We start from the raw sequence: 15845 nt of genomic DNA, 5'->3' as shown, positions 1-15845 counted from the left end.
TTCCGGCAAACCCTGTCTGCACGCCGTTCCGGCGCTTGCGCCGAAGCGCCGGGCCGCAGTGTTACAGCGAATTGAACCACGCTATCCAAGCAATGAGCGAGCCAGACCTTTGATGACTGACGCCACACTCCCGAGTTCCAGCTATTCACATTACGCCGCGCGCGCTGCGGCGGCCCGTCCGTCGCTCGTGACGCACGTGGCAGCACTGGCGGCCGCGCCGCTGACCCGCGCGCGCATCGATGCGCGTTTCGACGCGTTGTGCGCCGACGCGGCTGGCACGCCATTGAACGAGGATGCACTCAAACGGGCCTTGCGCCAACTGCGCACCGAGGTGTTCTGTGCGGTGATGGAGCGTGATCTGGCGGGCAAGGCGGACATCGCCGAAGTCACCGGCGCGATGACCGATCTGGCGGAGACGACGATCCAGCGCGCGCTCACGGTGCTGTCCGCCGAGCTGGAAACGCTGTACGGCGAGCCGCGCGGTCCGCAGGGCGAGCGCCTCGCACTCGGCGTCGTGGGAATGGGCAAGCTGGGCGGGCGCGAGCTGAACGTGTCGTCGGACATCGATCTGATCTTCGTCTATGAAGAGGACGGCGAGACGGCGGGCGGCCAGCGTTCGCCGATCGCGACGCAGGACTTCTTCACGCGCCTCGGCAAGCGTCTGATCGGCGCGCTCGCCGAAGTGACCGCCGACGGCTACGTGTTCCGCGTCGACATGCGCCTGCGGCCGAACGGCGACTCGGGGCCGCTCGTGTGCAGCCTCGGCATGCTCGAAGAGTATTTCTACGTGCAGGGCCGCGAGTGGGAGCGCTATGCGTGGATCAAGGGCCGGCTCGTGTCGGAAGGCATGAGCGATGCCGCGCAGCGCTTGCAGAAGCAGCTCGACGCGATCGTCACGCCGTTCGTCTATCGCCGCTATCTCGACTTTGGCGTGATCAGCGCGATTCGTGCGCTGCATTTGCAGATTCGCCAGGAGGCGCAGCGTCGCGCGTCGATGCGGCCCGACAAGGCCGACGACATCAAGCTCGGACGTGGCGGCATCCGTGAAATCGAATTCAGCGCGCAGGTGTTCCAGCTGATTCGCGGCGGCCAGGACGCGGGCTTTCGCGTTCGGCTGACGCTCGCCGTATTGCGCCACGCAGCCGCGCATGGGCTGCTGGACACATCGGTGTGCGAGAGGCTCTCGGCCGCCTACCGTTTTCTGCGCGAACTCGAACACCGTCTGCAATACCGCAACGACGCGCAGACCCACGCGATGCCGGTCGACCCGGAAGAGCGCGCAGCACTCGCCCGCACGATGGGTTGCGACGACTACACGGTGCTGATGGCGAAGCTCGATGCGCATCGCGAATTCGTCGAACAGCAGTTCGACCAGATTTTCGCCGACAAGGTGAGCGGCCGCGACGGCTGCGGCGCCCCCGAAGACGGCGCCGCCGCATGGGTATGGAGCAGCGCGCTTGCCGACGACAGCGCCGACGAAGCATTGCGCGCGCGCCTGATCGAACTCGGCGTGGCCGAGCCGGGCGAGCTGCTCGCGCGTCTGCGCGCGGTGTGGCAGTCGTCGCGTTACGCGGGGCTCGCCGAGCGCAGCCGGCAACGCTTCGACATCGTCGCGCAGCGCGCGCTGGAAGCCGCGCGTACGCTCGAACCGGCCGAGCGACGCGGCGATACGGTCGCGCGCTTCTTCGATCTGCTCGAAGCGGTGAGCCGACGCGGCGCGTACCTCGCGCTGCTGACCGAATATCCGCAGGCGTTGCATCAGGTGCTCTCGGTGCTGGGCGGCTCGCGCTGGGCGGCCGGCTACCTGATTCGCCATCCGCAATTGCTCGACGAGCTGCTGGACGCCGAAGCGATCAACAGTCCGTTCGACTGGCCCGAGTTCAAGCGCACGCTGCGCCTGCGGCTCGCGGCCGCCGATGGTGTCGAGCAGCAGATGGATCTGCTGCGCCACGCGCACCAGGCCGAGGTGTTCCGCATTCTGCTGATCGATCTCGCCGGCAAGCTGAGCGTCGAGCACGTGAGCGACCGGCTGTCCGAACTCGCCGACGCGGTGCTCGACGTCACGCTCCAGGCCGTCTGGAACCAGTTGCCGAAGCGCCACCGCGACGTGCCGCGCTTCGCGGTGATCGCGTACGGCAAGCTGGGCGGCAAGGAACTGGGCTACGCGTCCGACCTCGACGTGATCTTCCTGTACGACGATCCCGACGACGCCGCTGCCGATGTCTACGCGACCTACACCCGCCGCCTGATTACCTGGCTGACCACCGCGACCGGCGCGGGCACGCTGTTCGACGTCGACCTGCGCTTGCGGCCGAACGGCGAGTCGGGTCTGCTCGTCACCGATCTGGACGCGTTCCGCCGCTACCAGCTGCGTGAAGGCGACGCGGCCAACACCGCATGGGTCTGGGAGCACCAGGCGCTGAGCCGTGCGCGTTACTGCGCGGGCGATGCCGAGATCGGCGCGAAATTCGAGGCCATCCGCGAGCAGGTGCTGACCACGCCGCGCGAAGCGGCGCCGCTCGCGAAGGAGATCGTCGAGATGCGCGCACGCGTCGAGGCGGGGCATCCGAACCATACGCCCGCGCTGTTCGATCTGAAGCACGATCGCGGCGGCATGGTCGATATCGAATTCACCGTGCAGTACTGGGTGCTGTTGCACGCGGCGAGCGATCCAGAGCTGATCCGCAATACCGGCAACATCGCGTTGCTGCGCGAAGTGTCGCGCTTCGGACTGATGAGCGAGGAGGAAGCGGAGACGGTCGGCGCGGCGTATCGCACGTACCGCAAGTTGCAGCACAAGCTGCGCCTGGACGGGATGGAGAAGGCACGGGTCGATCCGGCGCTGGTCGTCACCGAGCGGCAAGCGGTGCTGGCGTTGTGGAAGCGGGTGTTCGGGTGAGGCGTCGTTGCGTGACCTGAGAGCGGGGCGACGCGGGTTGTGTTGCCTTTTGCCCGTGTTGCGCCGCGTTGTTCTGATCGCCCGCGCTATCCGCGCTGCACGCGCGAGTAGGGCAAACGGCCGGGATGAGCGCTAGGTGAGCGCTTTCCCGGCCGCGTCGTTTCAGGCGGCCAGCATTTCCTTCGCATGCTTGCGGGTGGTCGCGGTGATTTCCAGTCCGCCGAGCATCCGCGCGACTTCCTCGACGCGGCTCGCCTTGTCGAGCGAGGTCACGCTGCTCACCGTGCCGCCCTGGCCGTTGCCGGCCTTCGCCACCTGGAAGTGGTGATCGCCGCGCGCGGCGACTTGCGGCAAGTGCGTCACGCACAGCACCTGGCGCGCTTGTCCGAGTTGATGCAACAGCCGCCCGACCACCTCGGCGACGCCGCCGCCGATGCCCGTATCCACTTCGTCGAAGATCAGTGTGGGCGTCGGACTCGCAGCGCTGGCGATGACCGCGAGCGCCAGGCTGATACGCGCGAGTTCGCCGCCCGAGGCGACCTTGGCGAGCGGCCGCAGCGGCACGCCGGCATGACCGGCGACCCGGAACTCGACCTGCTCCAGGCCATGCGCGCCGCCTTCGGGCAGCGGCACCAGCGCGACTTCGAAGCTGCCGCCCTTCATCGACAGCTCCTGCATGCCGGTGGTGACCGCCGCGCCCAGCGCGCTGCCGGCTTTGGCGCGCGCCTTCGAGAGCTTTTTCGCCTCGCTCAGGAACGCCTCTTTGGCCTTGGCTTCGGCGGCGTGCAGGCTGTCGAGATCGGCGGCGGCGTCGAGCGCGGCCAGTTGTGCGCGCCGTGCTTCGTGTTCCTCCGGCAGCGTTTCCGGCTGCAGGCGGAATTTGCGCGCGGCCGAGTGCAGCGCGTCGAGGCGCTTTTCGACTTGCGCGAGCCGGTCCGGATCGAGTTCGAGCTTCTGCGCGTAATGACTCAGCGAATAGGCCGCTTCCTGCAGCTGGATTTCGGCGGGTTCGAGCGCGGCCAGCACGTCGTTCAGCGCCGGGTCGATCTCGGCGAGGTCGCGCACCTTCGACACGATCGCAGCAAGGTGCGTGATCATCGCCTCGTCGGATTCGGACAGCGCGCCGAGCGCGCCTTGCACGCCGTCGATCAGATTCGCGGAGTGCGACAGACGACGGTGCTCGCTATTGACCTCTTCCCATTCGCCAGGCTGCGGCGCGAGCTTGTCGAGTTCGGTGAGCTGCCACGCGAGGCGCTCGCGTTCGAGTTGCAACTCGCGGTCGCGCGTCTGAGCGTGCTCGACCGCCTGCACCTTCTCGCGCCACGTGCGCCACGCACGCGTGACGGCGGCCGCGGTGTCGGACAGGCCAGCATGGGTATCGAACAGTTCGCGCTGCGCATCGGGGCGCATCAGCAATTGGTGAGCGTGCTGGCCGTGAATGTCCACCAGCATCTCGCCGACCTCGCGCAATTGCGTAAGCGTCGCCGCCGTGCCGTTGATGAACGCGCGCGAGCGGCCATTGGCGTCCACCACGCGCCGCAGCATCACGGTGCCGTCGTGCTCGTCGCTGTTGGCGGTCGCGCCGAGCGCCTGCTCGTCGAGCCATTGCTCGACCTGCGCATGGGTCTCGAACTCGGCGGTGATGTCGGCGCGGCTCTCGCCGGTGCGCACGACGTTCGCGTCGGCGCGCGCGCCGAGCGCGAGCGCCAGCGCGTCGATCAGGATCGACTTGCCGGCGCCGGTTTCGCCCGAGAAAACAGTAAAGCCGCTGTCGAATTCGAGGTCGAGCGCGGCGACGATGACGAAGTCGCGTATCGAGAGGTGGCGAAGCATGGAGGTCGTCTGATGAGCTTGAAGTTCAGGTTTCGGCAGCGGCGGTCGCTTGGGCTTGGGCGTTCCAGCGTGACTTCGCCGCTCAGGGCTTGGGATCTTCTTCGTGCGACGGATACTCGTTCCAGTGCAGCTTCTTGCGCAGCGTCGCGTAATAGCTGTAGCCGACCGGATGCAGCATCGGCACCGTGTGACGCGAGCGGCGCACTTCGATCGTGTCGCTCAACTCCAGCGACGTGAACGACTGCATGTCGAAATTGACGTTCACTTCGCGCCCGGAAACGATCTGGATGCTCACCTTCGAGTCGTCCGGGAGCACGATCGGCCGGTTCGACAGCGCGTGCGGCGCGATTGGCACGAGTACGATGCCCTGCAGTTGCGGATGCAGGATAGGCCCCTGCGACGACAACGCGTAAGCGGTCGAGCCGGTCGGCGTGGCGACGATCAGGCCGTCCGAGCGCTGGTTGTACATGAAGCGCCCGTCCACCGAGACGTGCAGTTCCGCCATGCCGGAAAAGCCGCTCCGGTTGACCACCACGTCGTTGAAGGCCAGCGCGTGGTAGATCGGATTGCCATCGCGCATGATCCGCGCTTCGAGCAGCACGCGTTCTTCGCGTTCGAAATTGCCGGCCAGCATTTGCGGCACGATCTCGCGCATGTCGGAGATCGGGATGTCGGTGATGAAGCCCAGCCGCCCGTGATTGATGCCGATGAGCGGCGTGCGGTACGGCGCCAGTTGCCGGCCGATGCCGAGCATCGTGCCGTCGCCGCCCAGCACCACCGCGACGTCGGCGCGCGCGCCGATCTCGGCGGGACGCAGCGCCGGGTAGTCGGTGACGCCGATTTCGGCGGCGGTTTCGGCTTCGAACACGACTTCGAACCCGCGCTTCGCGATGCACGAAGCGAGCGCGGTCAACGGCTCGCCGATGCCTGGCGTATTGTTGCGCCCGACGAGCGCGACGGTCTTGAACTGGCTGGTCACTTGCATGCCGGCATTACACCATAGGTGGGGCCTGAAAAGAACCGCAGACAGACCCGGTGGCGGACCGGCTCGTGGGGGTGGCCGGCGCATGCCGCGATTATCGTTAGAATGGTGAAGCCTTGATGACAGGCGCGCCGCTCGAAGTGGGGCGGCGGGCTGCCGGTCGACGCGCGCCGACGGTGGCCGGAAATTGGGCGCAAACGGAGACCGGCGTGGCGCCCGGCTGGGTGCGCGGCTCCGTGCTGGAGCGTCGAGCACGCCGTACCGAGGCAGACAGTGGCGCATTCGTCACGGATGGGCGCCGTTAGCGCTCGCGGTCGTCCCGGCATTAAGCTAAAATTTTTCGTCATGCTAGATCCTCGCGCACAAACCCTCCTCAAAACGCTGATTGAGCGATATATCGCCGAAGGTCAGCCGGTCGGCTCGCGCACGTTGTCGCGTTACTCGGGCCTCGAACTGAGCCCGGCAACGATCCGCAACGTGATGTCCGATCTCGAGGACCTGGGGCTCGTGATCAGTCCGCACACTTCCGCGGGCCGCATTCCCACGCCGCGCGGCTACCGCCTGTTCGTCGACACGATGCTGACGGTGGAGTCCGCGGCCGACGAAGAAGCGGTGATGCGCGCCGTCAAGACCACGCTGCAGGCGGGCGAGCCGCAGAAGATCGTCGCGGCGGCGGCCAGCGTGCTGTCCAACCTGTCGCAGTTCGCCGGCGTCGTGCTCACGCCGCGGCGCAGCCACGTGTTCAAGCAGATCGAGTTCATGCGTTTGTCCGACAAGCGCATCCTGCTGATCATCGTGACGCCCGAAGGCGACGTGCAGAACCGCATCATGGCGACCCAGCGCGACTTCTCGCCGTCGCAGCTGGTGGAAGCCTCCAATTACATCAACGCGCACTTCGCCGGCCTTTCGTTCGACGACGTGCGCCGCCGCCTGCGCGAAGAGATCGACGAACTGCGTGGCGACATGACCACGCTGATGCACGCGGCCGTCACGGCCAGCACCGACGAATCCGACACCGGTGAGACCGTGCTGATTTCCGGCGAGCGCAACCTGCTCGAAGTCGCCGACCTCTCGTCGGACATGGCGCGCCTGCGCAAGCTGTTCGACGTGTTCGACCAGAAGACCAGCCTCCTTCAATTGCTCGACGTGTCGAGTCACGCGGCGGGCGTGCAGATTTTCATCGGCGGCGAGTCGAACCTCGTGCCGATCGAAGAGATGAGCGTCGTCACCGCGCCGTACGAGGTGAACGGCAAGATCGTCGGCACGCTCGGCGTGATCGGGCCGACCCGCATGGCCTACAACCGCGTGATTCCAATCGTCGACATCACCGCGCGTCTGCTTTCGCTGACCCTGAGCCAGCAATAGCGGGCCGCCGTTTCTCGTCATTTCTTGCCACTCCCTTCAGTTACGCCGCGGCGGACCTTGTTGCCCATGATGCGTGAGCGCGCGCCGCTTGCCAATCGGCCGAACGGCCAGGGGCGGCGGCGGACCTGACAAGAGACCGCGCCGCTATAATGAATCTCCACTGAATCGACTCTCCGCGTAAAGCGGTGACTTCCGCTGCCTATGCGCTTCGACCTCGAGCGGCCTTCCCAGAACGCCACCTCACATCGCGTCGCCGTGCTGCTGATCAATCTCGGCACGCCCGACGCGCCGACGCCGCGCGCGGTGCGCCGCTATCTCGCGCAGTTCCTGTCCGATCCGCGAGTGGTCGAAATTCCGGCGTTGCTGTGGCAGATCATCCTGCGGCTACTGATCCTGCCGTTGCGCGGGCGTAGCTCCGCGAAGAAGTACGCGGCGGTCTGGATGCCCGAAGGCTCGCCTCTGCGCGTGTACACGGAAAAGCAGGTGGAGGGATTGCGTCATCTGCTGCATCTGAACGACTACACGGTGCTGGTCGACTACGCGATGCGCTACGGGACGCCGGGTATTCCGGCCATGCTGAACCAGTTGAAGCTGGCGGGCGCGGAGCGGGTGCTGCTGGTGCCGATGTATCCGCAATACTCGTCGTCGACCACGGCCACCGCGTTCGACGACGCCTTTTCCGCCCTCAAGCGCATGCGCAATCAGCCGGAAATCCGCACGGTGCGCCAGTACGCGGACCATCCGGCGTACATCGCGGCGCTGGCCGCCCAGGTGCATCAGTATTGGCATCAGCACGGCCGGCCAGACTTCGCGGCGGGCGACAAGCTGGTGCTGAGTTTTCACGGCGTGCCCAAGCGAACGCTGGATCTGGGCGACCCGTACCACGAGCAGTGCCAGCAGACCGGCGCGCTGTTGATGCAGGCTCTTGGGTTGACGCCGGTGGAATGCCGGATCACGTTCCAGTCGCGTTTCGGCAAGGCCGAATGGCTGCAGCCGTACACGGCGCCTACGTTGAAGGAGTTGGGTGCGGCGGGCGTGCGGCGCGCGGACGTGTTCTGTCCGGGCTTTACCGCCGACTGCCTTGAAACGATTGAAGAAATCGGCATGGAAGTGCGCGACGAGTTCCTGCATGCGGGCGGCAAGGAGTTTCACCGGATTGCCTGCGTGAACGCTTCGCAGCCGTGGATTGCCGCGCTCGGCGAGATCGTCGCGCAGAATCTGCAGGGCTGGCCGGTGCAGGCGGTGCCGGTGCCGCAAACCGCGGGAGTTTGAACAGGCTCATGAACTACAAGATTTCCACCGACGCCGGCGCGAAGCTGCGCATCGACAAGTGGCTATGGGCGGCGCGCTTTTTCAAGACGCGCTCGCTCGCGGCGGACGCGGTCGACAAAGGGCATGTGCGCATCGGCGGGGCCGGCGTCAAGCCGGCCAAGGACGTGCGGGTCGGCGACCTCGTCGAGATCGAAATCGAGCGGATCGTCTGGCAGGTGCAAGTGCTGGGCGTATGCGACGTGCGCGGTCCCGCGAGCGTCGCGCAGACGCTCTATGCGGAGACCGAGGAAAGCAAGGTGAAACGACAGGTCGAGCAGGAGCGGCGCAGGACGTATCGCGAGCCGGCCGCCGAGTTGCACGGCCGGCCGACCAAGCGCGACCGGCGCACTATCGACAGATTTTCAGGTGGGGATTGTTCAGGTGGGGATTGAACAGTTGGTGCACGCCGCCATACTCGGTCGTGTGGTCATTAACCGCGCCGGACATGCAGATGGTCGTGGTGCCCGCAACCAGTACCAATGCGACCACCCCAATTGCAACGGTCAGTTTCACGGTACTCCCCCTTCGGACGATTCGATACTTGAAAACGGGCGAATCGGGTTGAATTGAAAATGTCGGTAAGGCTTTCGTTAGATTAGGGTTAACGTGTCTTTTCCGATGCTTTATTGGAGCATAGGCCACTTGTCGGCCGCACTCAATCTCAATCTGATCGCCCTGCATTGATCGTTGTTACGGCGCATTTCGGCCGTGCGTAGACGGCGCGAAAAGAACGTGCAGAGCCGCTTGAAACGGGTGCTTCCGGCCCCATCTGCCGTGTTGATATGCGGTTGCGAGTCGAGCCGCCTGTCGCGATTTTGCAACGTATAAATTGCGATAAGTTTCACCCGCTCCCGCCACCGTTGGTTTTTACTTTTTAACGACTTTCAGCGACATGGAAAACACGCAAGAGAACCCGACGAGCCAGACCCCCACGCCCGCCGACGAAACCGCGCGCCAGGCCGCCGAGGCCGCGGCCTCCCAGGATTCGGCTGCGAACGCCGCAGCGGACGCGCCGGCAACCGCCGAGCAGGCCGCGCTGGCCGAAGCGCAGGCAAAGATCGCCGATCTGCAGGAAAGCTTCCTGCGCGCGAAGGCCGAGACCGAGAACGTGCGCCGTCGCGCTCAGGAAGACGTGGCCAAGGCGCACAAGTTTGCGATCGAAAGTTTCGCCGAGCATCTGCTGCCGGTGATCGACAGCCTCGAAGCGGCCGTCGCTCACTCGTCCGACGATCTACAGAAAGTGCGCGAAGGCGTCGAGCTGACGCTGCGTCAGTTGACCGGCGCGCTTGAGAAGGGCCGCGTCGTCGCCCTGAACCCGGTCGGCGAGAAGTTCGACCCGCATCGCCATCAGGCCATTTCGATGGTGCCGGCCGATCAGGAGCCGAACACTGTCGTCGCCGTGCTGCAAAAAGGCTTCGTGATCGCCGACCGCGTGCTGCGTCCCGCACTCGTGACGGTCGCGGCGCCGAAGTAAGCGACACAGAGCGTCGCAAGCCTTTCCATCTGGCAGGCACCGCGATGGCCAATATTCCCGTCGACGCAACCGCGTTTGGCGTCTTCGACATGCAGGAGCTCAGCGCCGACTCGTTCGATGCTGAGCTCGCCGAAGCCGGGGATGAGCCTGCCGTGGTGTTTTTCTGGGGTCTCGACTGCTTCAACTGCGAGATCGCCAAGAAGGCGATGCTGGCGCAGCCGGACGCGATCCGCGCGCTGGACCTCAAATGGTTTCACAGCAATGTCTACGAGCATCGCGAGCTGGGCCGGCGCTTCATGCTGCACGGAGTGCCCACCTGGTTCTTCTTCTACCGTGGCAAGCGGCTCGGGCGGGCAACCGGCTGGCACGGCCTCGGGCAGTTCGAGGCGGCGGTTGCGGCGGCGCGGGACAAGATTCGGGCCGCCGATGCCGCACGTGGCACCCAGGTCGATGGAACGGATTCGGACAAAAGTTCGCCCGATTGAAAAAAATTAAAGACCGCATCGTAAAAGAGGTCTTGAAAACGATGCGGACGCACTTATGTTGAGTGCAGGTATGAATTGAGAGCGGATCGCCTGACCGCCGGATGGGCAAACAGGGCGATTCCCGCAGCGATCAAAGTTAGGAGATTAGAAAAAATGGGCAAAATCATCGGCATCGACCTCGGCACGACCAACTCGTGCGTGGCGATCATGGAAGGCAATTCGGTCAAGGTGATCGAGAACTCGGAAGGTGCGCGCACCACGCCGTCGATCATCGCTTACATGGAAGACGGCGAGATTCTGGTCGGCGCACCTGCGAAGCGTCAGTCGGTCACGAACCCGAAGAACACGCTGTACGCGGTCAAGCGTCTGATCGGCCGCCGCTTCGAAGAAAAAGAAGTGCAGAAAGACATCGGCCTGATGCCGTACAAGATCATAAAGGCCGACAACGGCGACGCATGGGTCGAAGTGCGCGATCAGAAGCTGGCGCCGCCGCAAATCTCCGCGGAAGTCCTGCGCAAGATGAAGAAGACCGCTGAAGACTACCTCGGCGAGCCGGTCACCGAAGCAGTGATTACGGTTCCCGCGTACTTCAACGACAGCCAGCGTCAGGCAACCAAAGATGCTGGCCGCATCGCCGGGCTGGAAGTGAAGCGGATCATCAACGAACCGACCGCAGCGGCTCTGGCGTTCGGTCTGGACAAAGCCGAAAAGGGCGACCGCAAGATCGCGGTGTATGACCTGGGCGGCGGTACGTTCGACGTGTCGATCATCGAAATCGCGGACGTCGACGGTGAAATGCAGTTCGAAGTGCTGTCCACGAACGGCGATACGTTCCTCGGCGGTGAAGACTTCGACCAGCGCATCATCGACTACATCATCGGCGAGTTCAAGAAAGAGCAGGGCGTCGATCTGTCGAAGGACGTGCTCGCGCTGCAACGCCTGAAGGAATCGGCTGAAAAGGCAAAGATCGAACTGTCGTCGAGCCAGCAGACCGAAATCAACCTGCCGTACATCACGGCCGACGCATCGGGTCCGAAGCATTTGAACCTGAAGATCACGCGTGCGAAGCTGGAAGCGCTGGTTGAAGAGCTGATCGAACGCACGATCGAGCCGTGCCGCGTCGCGATCAAGGACGCAGGCGTGAAGGTCGGCGAAATCGACGACGTGATTCTGGTCGGCGGTATGACTCGCATGCCGAAGGTGCAGGAAAAGGTTAAGGAATTCTTCGGCAAGGATCCGCGCCGTGACGTGAACCCGGACGAAGCCGTCGCCGTTGGCGCCGCGATTCAAGGCCAGGTTCTGTCGGGCGACCGCAAGGACGTTCTGCTGCTCGACGTGACCCCGCTGTCGCTCGGCATCGAAACGCTCGGCGGCGTGATGACGAAGATGATCAACAAGAACACCACGATCCCGACCAAGCACGCACAGGTCTACTCGACGGCTGACGACAATCAGGGCGCCGTGACGATCAAGGTGTTCCAGGGCGAACGCGAAATGGCGGCGGGCAACAAGCTGCTGGGCGAGTTCAACCTCGAAGGCATTCCGCCGGCACCGCGCGGCACGCCGCAGATCGAAGTGAGCTTCGACATCGACGCGAACGGCATCTTGCACGTCGGCGCGAAGGACAAGGCGACCGGCAAGGAAAACCGCATCACGATCAAGGCGAACTCGGGTCTGTCCGAAGCTGAAATCGAGAAGATGGTGAAGGACGCCGAAGCGAACGCTGAAGAAGATCACAAGCTGCGTGAATTGGCCGATGCCCGCAATCAGGGCGACGCGCTGGTCCACAGCACGAAGAAGGCGCTCACCGAATACGGCGACAAGCTGGAAGCGGGCGAGAAGGAAAAGATCGAAGCCGCGCTGAAGGACCTCGAAGAAACGCTGAAGAGCGGTTCGAGCGACAAGGCCGCGATCGAAGCGAAGATCGAAGTGGTCGCAACCGCCTCGCAGAAGATGGGCGAGAAGATGTACGCCGACATGCAGGCTGCGCAAGGCGCGGAAGCTGCGGCAGCGGGCGCGGCGGGTGCGGGCGCATCGGCAGCAGGTGGCGCGAGCCAGCAGCAGGACGATGTGGTCGACGCCGAGTTCAAGGAAGTGAAGAAGGACTAAAGCCAGGTCGTATTTCGACCGTAAAGCCGTGCACAGCGATGTGCGCGGCCCGGCTGCACAAGGCCGCGTCCATCCGGACGACCGACGTGCAAGAGCGGTTATCACGCCTGGCGAGCCTTTTGGGGCTCTCCGGGCACATTTGTTTTATGGAGGGCGTTGTTTTGAGCCGTATCAAAGCGGGTAAAAACAGCGGCCGGACGAGTCGTGAGACTCCAGCATTCAAGAGGAGCCACCGCGTCGCATTGCGCGAGTGGCGTTGAACCGATATGGCGAAACGGGATTACTACGAGGTTCTGGGCGTCGCAAAGAACGCGAGCGACGACGAAATCAAGAAGGCTTATCGCAAGCTCGCGATGAAGCACCACCCCGACCGCAATCCGGGCAACAAGGATGCGGAAGAGCATTTCAAAGAGGTGAAGGAAGCCTATGAAATGCTGTCGGACTCGCAAAAGCGTGCCGCGTACGATCAGTACGGCCACGCGGGCGTCGATCCGAATATGGGCGCAGGCGGTGCGCAAGGCTTCGGCGGCTTTGCCGATGCGTTCGGCGATATTTTCGGCGACATCTTCGGCCAGGCGGCCGGTGGCGCCGCGCGCGGCGGCGGCCGTGCGGGCCCGCAGGTGTACCGCGGCGCCGATCTGCGCTACAGCATGGAAATCACGCTTGAGCAGGCCGCTCACGGCTACGACACGCAGATTCGCGTGCCGAGCTGGGTCTCGTGCGAAGTCTGTCACGGCTCGGGCGCGAAGCCCGGCACCAAGCCGGAAACCTGCCCGACCTGTAGCGGTTCGGGTTCGGTGCGGATGTCGCAAGGCTTTTTCAGCATCCAGCAGACCTGTCCGAAGTGTCACGGCACCGGCACCTATATCCCCGATCCGTGCGGCCACTGCCACGGCGCGGGCAAGGTGAAGGAAACCAAGACGCTCGAAGTGAAGATCCCGGCAGGTATCGACGACGGCATGCGCATTCGCTCGGCCGGCAACGGCGAGCCGGGCATCAATGGCGGTCCGTCGGGCGATCTGTACGTCGAAATTCACATCAAGCAGCACTCGGTGTTCGAGCGTGACGGCGACGATCTGCATTGCCAGATGCCGATTCCGTTCACCACAGCGGCGCTCGGCGGTGAAATCGAAGTGCCGACGCTCGCCGGCCGCGCCAGCTTCACGGTGCCGGAAGGCACGCAGTCGGGCAAGACGTTCCGTCTGCGCGGCAAGGGCATCAAGGGGCTGCGATCGAGCATTGCCGGCGATCTGTACGTGCACGTGCAGGTCGAGACGCCGGTCAAGCTCAACGACACGCAGCGCGAGTTGTTGCAGCAGTTCGAAAAAGCGCTGGTGGAAGGCGGCTCGCGGCATAGCCCGCAAAGCAAGAGCTGGTTCGATCGGGTGAAGAGCTTCTTCGATTAATGGCGGTTTGAAGTTGGCGGTAAGCATGACGGCAGATGAACGCGACGCGGTGTTCGCACTGCTCGACGATTGCGACGCGACGGCCGTGCGCCGTTCGAGTCGCCTGTACACGGGGTTTGTGCATGAACGGGTTTGCGCGGACGCCGCGCAACTCGACGCCGTGTGTGAGAGCGTCGTTGCCGATACGCGGGCGGGTCTGCATGCCGTCGTGCTCGCCGACTATGAGTTTGGCCGGACGCTTCTCCTCGGCGCAGAAGTGAGCCGGCCTCTGAAAACGCAGCGTGGCGATGCCTCGCTGCGTTTTTTATTGTTCGAACGCTGCGTGCCACGTTCGCGTGAAGAGGTCGACGCGTGGCTCATGGAGCGCGACGGCGGAGCGGTGCAGCCGTCGATAGCGGGTACGGCCAACGTGCGCGCGAGCGTCGATCCCACGCAATTCGACGCGGCGATCGACGCGATCCATGCCGCCTTGTGCGCGGGCGATTCGTATCAGGTCAACTACACGTACCGGCTCGGCTTCGACGTGTTCGGCTCGCCTACCGCGCTTTATCGGCGGTTGAGGGCGCGTCAGCCGGTTCCGTTTGGCGCGTTCATCGCGTTGCCGGATGATCGCTGGGTGTTGTCGTGCTCGCCGGAACTCTTTGTCGAGAAGCACGGCGCCCGGTTGCGCGCGCGCCCGATGAAAGGCACCGCGCCGCGTTCGGACGAACCGGCCGCCGATCGGCACGCCGCCGAGTTCCTCGGCCACGATCCGAAAAACCGCGCCGAAAACGTGATGATCGTGGATCTGTTGCGCAACGACCTGTCGCGCGTCGCGCAGACGGGTTCGGTCAAGGTGCCGGCGCTGTTTTCGGTGGAACCGTACGCGTCGGTCTGGCAGATGACTTCGACCGTCGAAGCGACGTTGCTGGCCGGTACATCGTTCGCCGGCGTCCTGCGCGCGCTGTTTCCGTGCGGCTCGATCACCGGCGCGCCGAAGCATCGCACGATGCAGCTGATCGATGAGCTCGAGAGCACGCCGCGCGGTCTTTATACCGGCGCGATCGGGTGGCTGGATGCGCCCTCGGGCGCGACTCGTGCGGATGCCGATGCCGTTGCCGCTGGCGCATCAACCATTGCCGGCCCGGCCTCCACGAACGACTCCGCTTGCGGCGACTTCTGCCTGTCCGTCGCCATCCGTACCCTGACGTTGAAGCGGTCCGCGCAAACGGGCGGTCTGCAAGGCACGATGGGCATCGGCGCGGGGATCGTCCTCGACAGCGTGGCTGCCGATGAATACGCGGAGTGTCGATTGAAAGCCAGATTCCTGACCGGCGCCGACCCGGGCTTCGAACTGTTCGAAACGATGTACGCGACGCGGGAAGAGGGCGTGCGGCATCTAACGCGTCACCTCGAACGGCTCGCGTCGAGCGCCGCAGCGCTTGGCTTCAGACTGGACGACATCGACGCGATTCGCGCGCAGATCGCCGCGCAGTGCGCGTCGCTGCCGGCGCAGATTCCGCATCGCATGCGACTGGCGCTGAGCAAGGACGGCACGGTGCACGTCGGCGCCGCGGTCCTGATGCCGCTGGCCGACTCGACAGTCGGCGTACTGCTCGGCCCTGACCACGCGTTTCTCGCGACCGAAGCCGGCGACCCGCTGCTGCACTACAAGACCACCCGTCGCGCCGACTACGACCGCGGCTGGCGCGAAGCCGAGGCGAAAGGCGCGTTCGATACGCTGTTCTTCAACGACCGGGGCGAACTGACCGAAGGCGGTCGGTCGAACGTGTTCGTAAAGCTGGCGGGACGATGGTGGACGCCCCCGCTCGCGTCGGGCGTGCTGCCCGGTGTGATGCGAAGCGTATTGCTCGAAGAAGCGTCGGGCCTGCAAGCGGCGGAAAAAATCCTGACCCAGGCGGACGTGCTGAACGCTGAAGCACTGCTGATCTGCAATGCATTGCGCGGCGCGCTAGAGGCGCGGCTAGTCCGCTAGAACACG

The 15845-nt window shown here is 64.7% G+C and carries 11 protein-coding genes; 9 read left to right on the top strand and 2 right to left on the bottom strand.

The genetic code is table 11. From position 1 onward, the window contains the following. The first annotated feature begins 70 nt into the window (after positions 1-70). Complete coding sequence (gene glnE / locus BGI01S_RS22945; protein WP_084585475.1) at positions 71-2899, top strand: bifunctional [glutamate--ammonia ligase]-adenylyl-L-tyrosine phosphorylase/[glutamate--ammonia-ligase] adenylyltransferase; 2829 nt, start codon at positions 71-73, stop codon at positions 2897-2899. A 162-nt stretch (positions 2900-3061) separates the two neighbouring features. Here glnE and recN read toward each other — a convergent pair whose 3' ends face one another. Together recN and BGI01S_RS22935 are read right to left on the bottom strand one after the other, a co-directional pair. Then, complete coding sequence (recN, locus tag BGI01S_RS22940; RefSeq protein WP_042328376.1) at positions 3062-4732, bottom strand: DNA repair protein RecN; 1671 nt, start codon at positions 4730-4732, stop codon at positions 3062-3064. Positions 4733-4814: 82 nt separating this feature from the next. After that, on the bottom strand, positions 4815-5717 hold the full coding sequence (locus BGI01S_RS22935; RefSeq protein ID WP_042328375.1) for an NAD kinase: 903 nt from the start codon (positions 5715-5717) through the stop codon (positions 4815-4817). A gap of 342 nt (positions 5718-6059) precedes the next feature. On the opposite strand from BGI01S_RS22935, the gene hrcA reads away from it, so the two are divergent. From hrcA to BGI01S_RS22895, 8 genes are all read left to right on the top strand, one after another. Further along, positions 6060-7079: a heat-inducible transcriptional repressor HrcA gene (gene hrcA, locus BGI01S_RS22930; RefSeq protein WP_042328374.1), complete on the top strand. Its 1020-nt coding sequence runs from the start codon at positions 6060-6062 to the stop codon at positions 7077-7079. 201 nt (positions 7080-7280) lie between these two features. After that, the gene (gene hemH / locus BGI01S_RS22925; RefSeq protein ID WP_042328373.1) at positions 7281-8351 is read left to right on the top strand and encodes a ferrochelatase; all 1071 of its coding nucleotides are present in this window, start codon (positions 7281-7283) and stop codon (positions 8349-8351) included. An 8-nt stretch (positions 8352-8359) separates the two neighbouring features. Then, positions 8360-8782, top strand: coding sequence for an RNA-binding S4 domain-containing protein (locus tag BGI01S_RS22920; RefSeq protein ID WP_042328372.1), 423 nt, complete (start codon positions 8360-8362; stop codon positions 8780-8782). Between the two features lie 500 nt (positions 8783-9282). Next, a complete protein-coding gene (grpE, locus tag BGI01S_RS22915) occupies positions 9283-9864 on the top strand; it encodes a nucleotide exchange factor GrpE (protein ID WP_042328371.1) in 582 nt (193 codons plus the stop codon). A gap of 44 nt (positions 9865-9908) precedes the next feature. Then, positions 9909-10349: a thioredoxin family protein gene (locus BGI01S_RS22910; protein ID WP_042328370.1), complete on the top strand. Its 441-nt coding sequence runs from the start codon at positions 9909-9911 to the stop codon at positions 10347-10349. A gap of 153 nt (positions 10350-10502) precedes the next feature. Beyond that, positions 10503-12458, top strand: a complete 1956-nt coding sequence (gene dnaK / locus BGI01S_RS22905) for a molecular chaperone DnaK (RefSeq protein ID WP_042328369.1) — start codon at positions 10503-10505, stop codon at positions 12456-12458. A 266-nt stretch (positions 12459-12724) separates the two neighbouring features. After that, entirely contained in the window at positions 12725-13864 is a 1140-nt protein-coding gene (gene dnaJ / locus BGI01S_RS22900) for a molecular chaperone DnaJ (RefSeq protein ID WP_042328368.1), read from the top strand. A gap of 25 nt (positions 13865-13889) precedes the next feature. After that, positions 13890-15839 (top strand): chorismate-binding protein, encoded by a 1950-nt coding sequence (locus BGI01S_RS22895; protein ID WP_042328367.1) that lies wholly within the window; start codon positions 13890-13892, stop codon positions 15837-15839. Positions 15840-15845 lie beyond the last annotated feature (6 nt).

It is taken from the genome of Paraburkholderia ginsengisoli NBRC 100965, assembly GCF_000739735.1.
Taxonomy (GTDB): domain Bacteria; phylum Pseudomonadota; class Gammaproteobacteria; order Burkholderiales; family Burkholderiaceae; genus Paraburkholderia; species Paraburkholderia ginsengisoli.
This window is presented reverse-complemented; position numbering and strand designations above follow the sequence as displayed.

What these genes read in the sequence shown, in the direction of transcription:
- recN (WP_042328376.1), bottom strand. Translation starts at nt 4,732, where the DNA reads ATGCTTCGCCACCTCTCGATACGCGACTTCGTCATCGTCGCCGCGCTC.
- BGI01S_RS22935 (WP_042328375.1), bottom strand. Translation starts at nt 5,717, where the DNA reads ATGCAAGTGACCAGCCAGTTCAAGACCGTCGCGCTCGTCGGGCGCAAC.
- hrcA (WP_042328374.1), top strand. Translation starts at nt 6,060, where the DNA reads ATGCTAGATCCTCGCGCACAAACCCTCCTCAAAACGCTGATTGAGCGA.
- hemH (WP_042328373.1), top strand. Translation starts at nt 7,281, where the DNA reads ATGCGCTTCGACCTCGAGCGGCCTTCCCAGAACGCCACCTCACATCGC.
- BGI01S_RS22920 (WP_042328372.1), top strand. Translation starts at nt 8,360, where the DNA reads ATGAACTACAAGATTTCCACCGACGCCGGCGCGAAGCTGCGCATCGAC.
- grpE (WP_042328371.1), top strand. Translation starts at nt 9,283, where the DNA reads ATGGAAAACACGCAAGAGAACCCGACGAGCCAGACCCCCACGCCCGCC.
- BGI01S_RS22910 (WP_042328370.1), top strand. Translation starts at nt 9,909, where the DNA reads ATGGCCAATATTCCCGTCGACGCAACCGCGTTTGGCGTCTTCGACATG.
- dnaK (WP_042328369.1), top strand. Translation starts at nt 10,503, where the DNA reads ATGGGCAAAATCATCGGCATCGACCTCGGCACGACCAACTCGTGCGTG.
- dnaJ (WP_042328368.1), top strand. Translation starts at nt 12,725, where the DNA reads ATGGCGAAACGGGATTACTACGAGGTTCTGGGCGTCGCAAAGAACGCG.
- BGI01S_RS22895 (WP_042328367.1), top strand. Translation starts at nt 13,890, where the DNA reads ATGACGGCAGATGAACGCGACGCGGTGTTCGCACTGCTCGACGATTGC.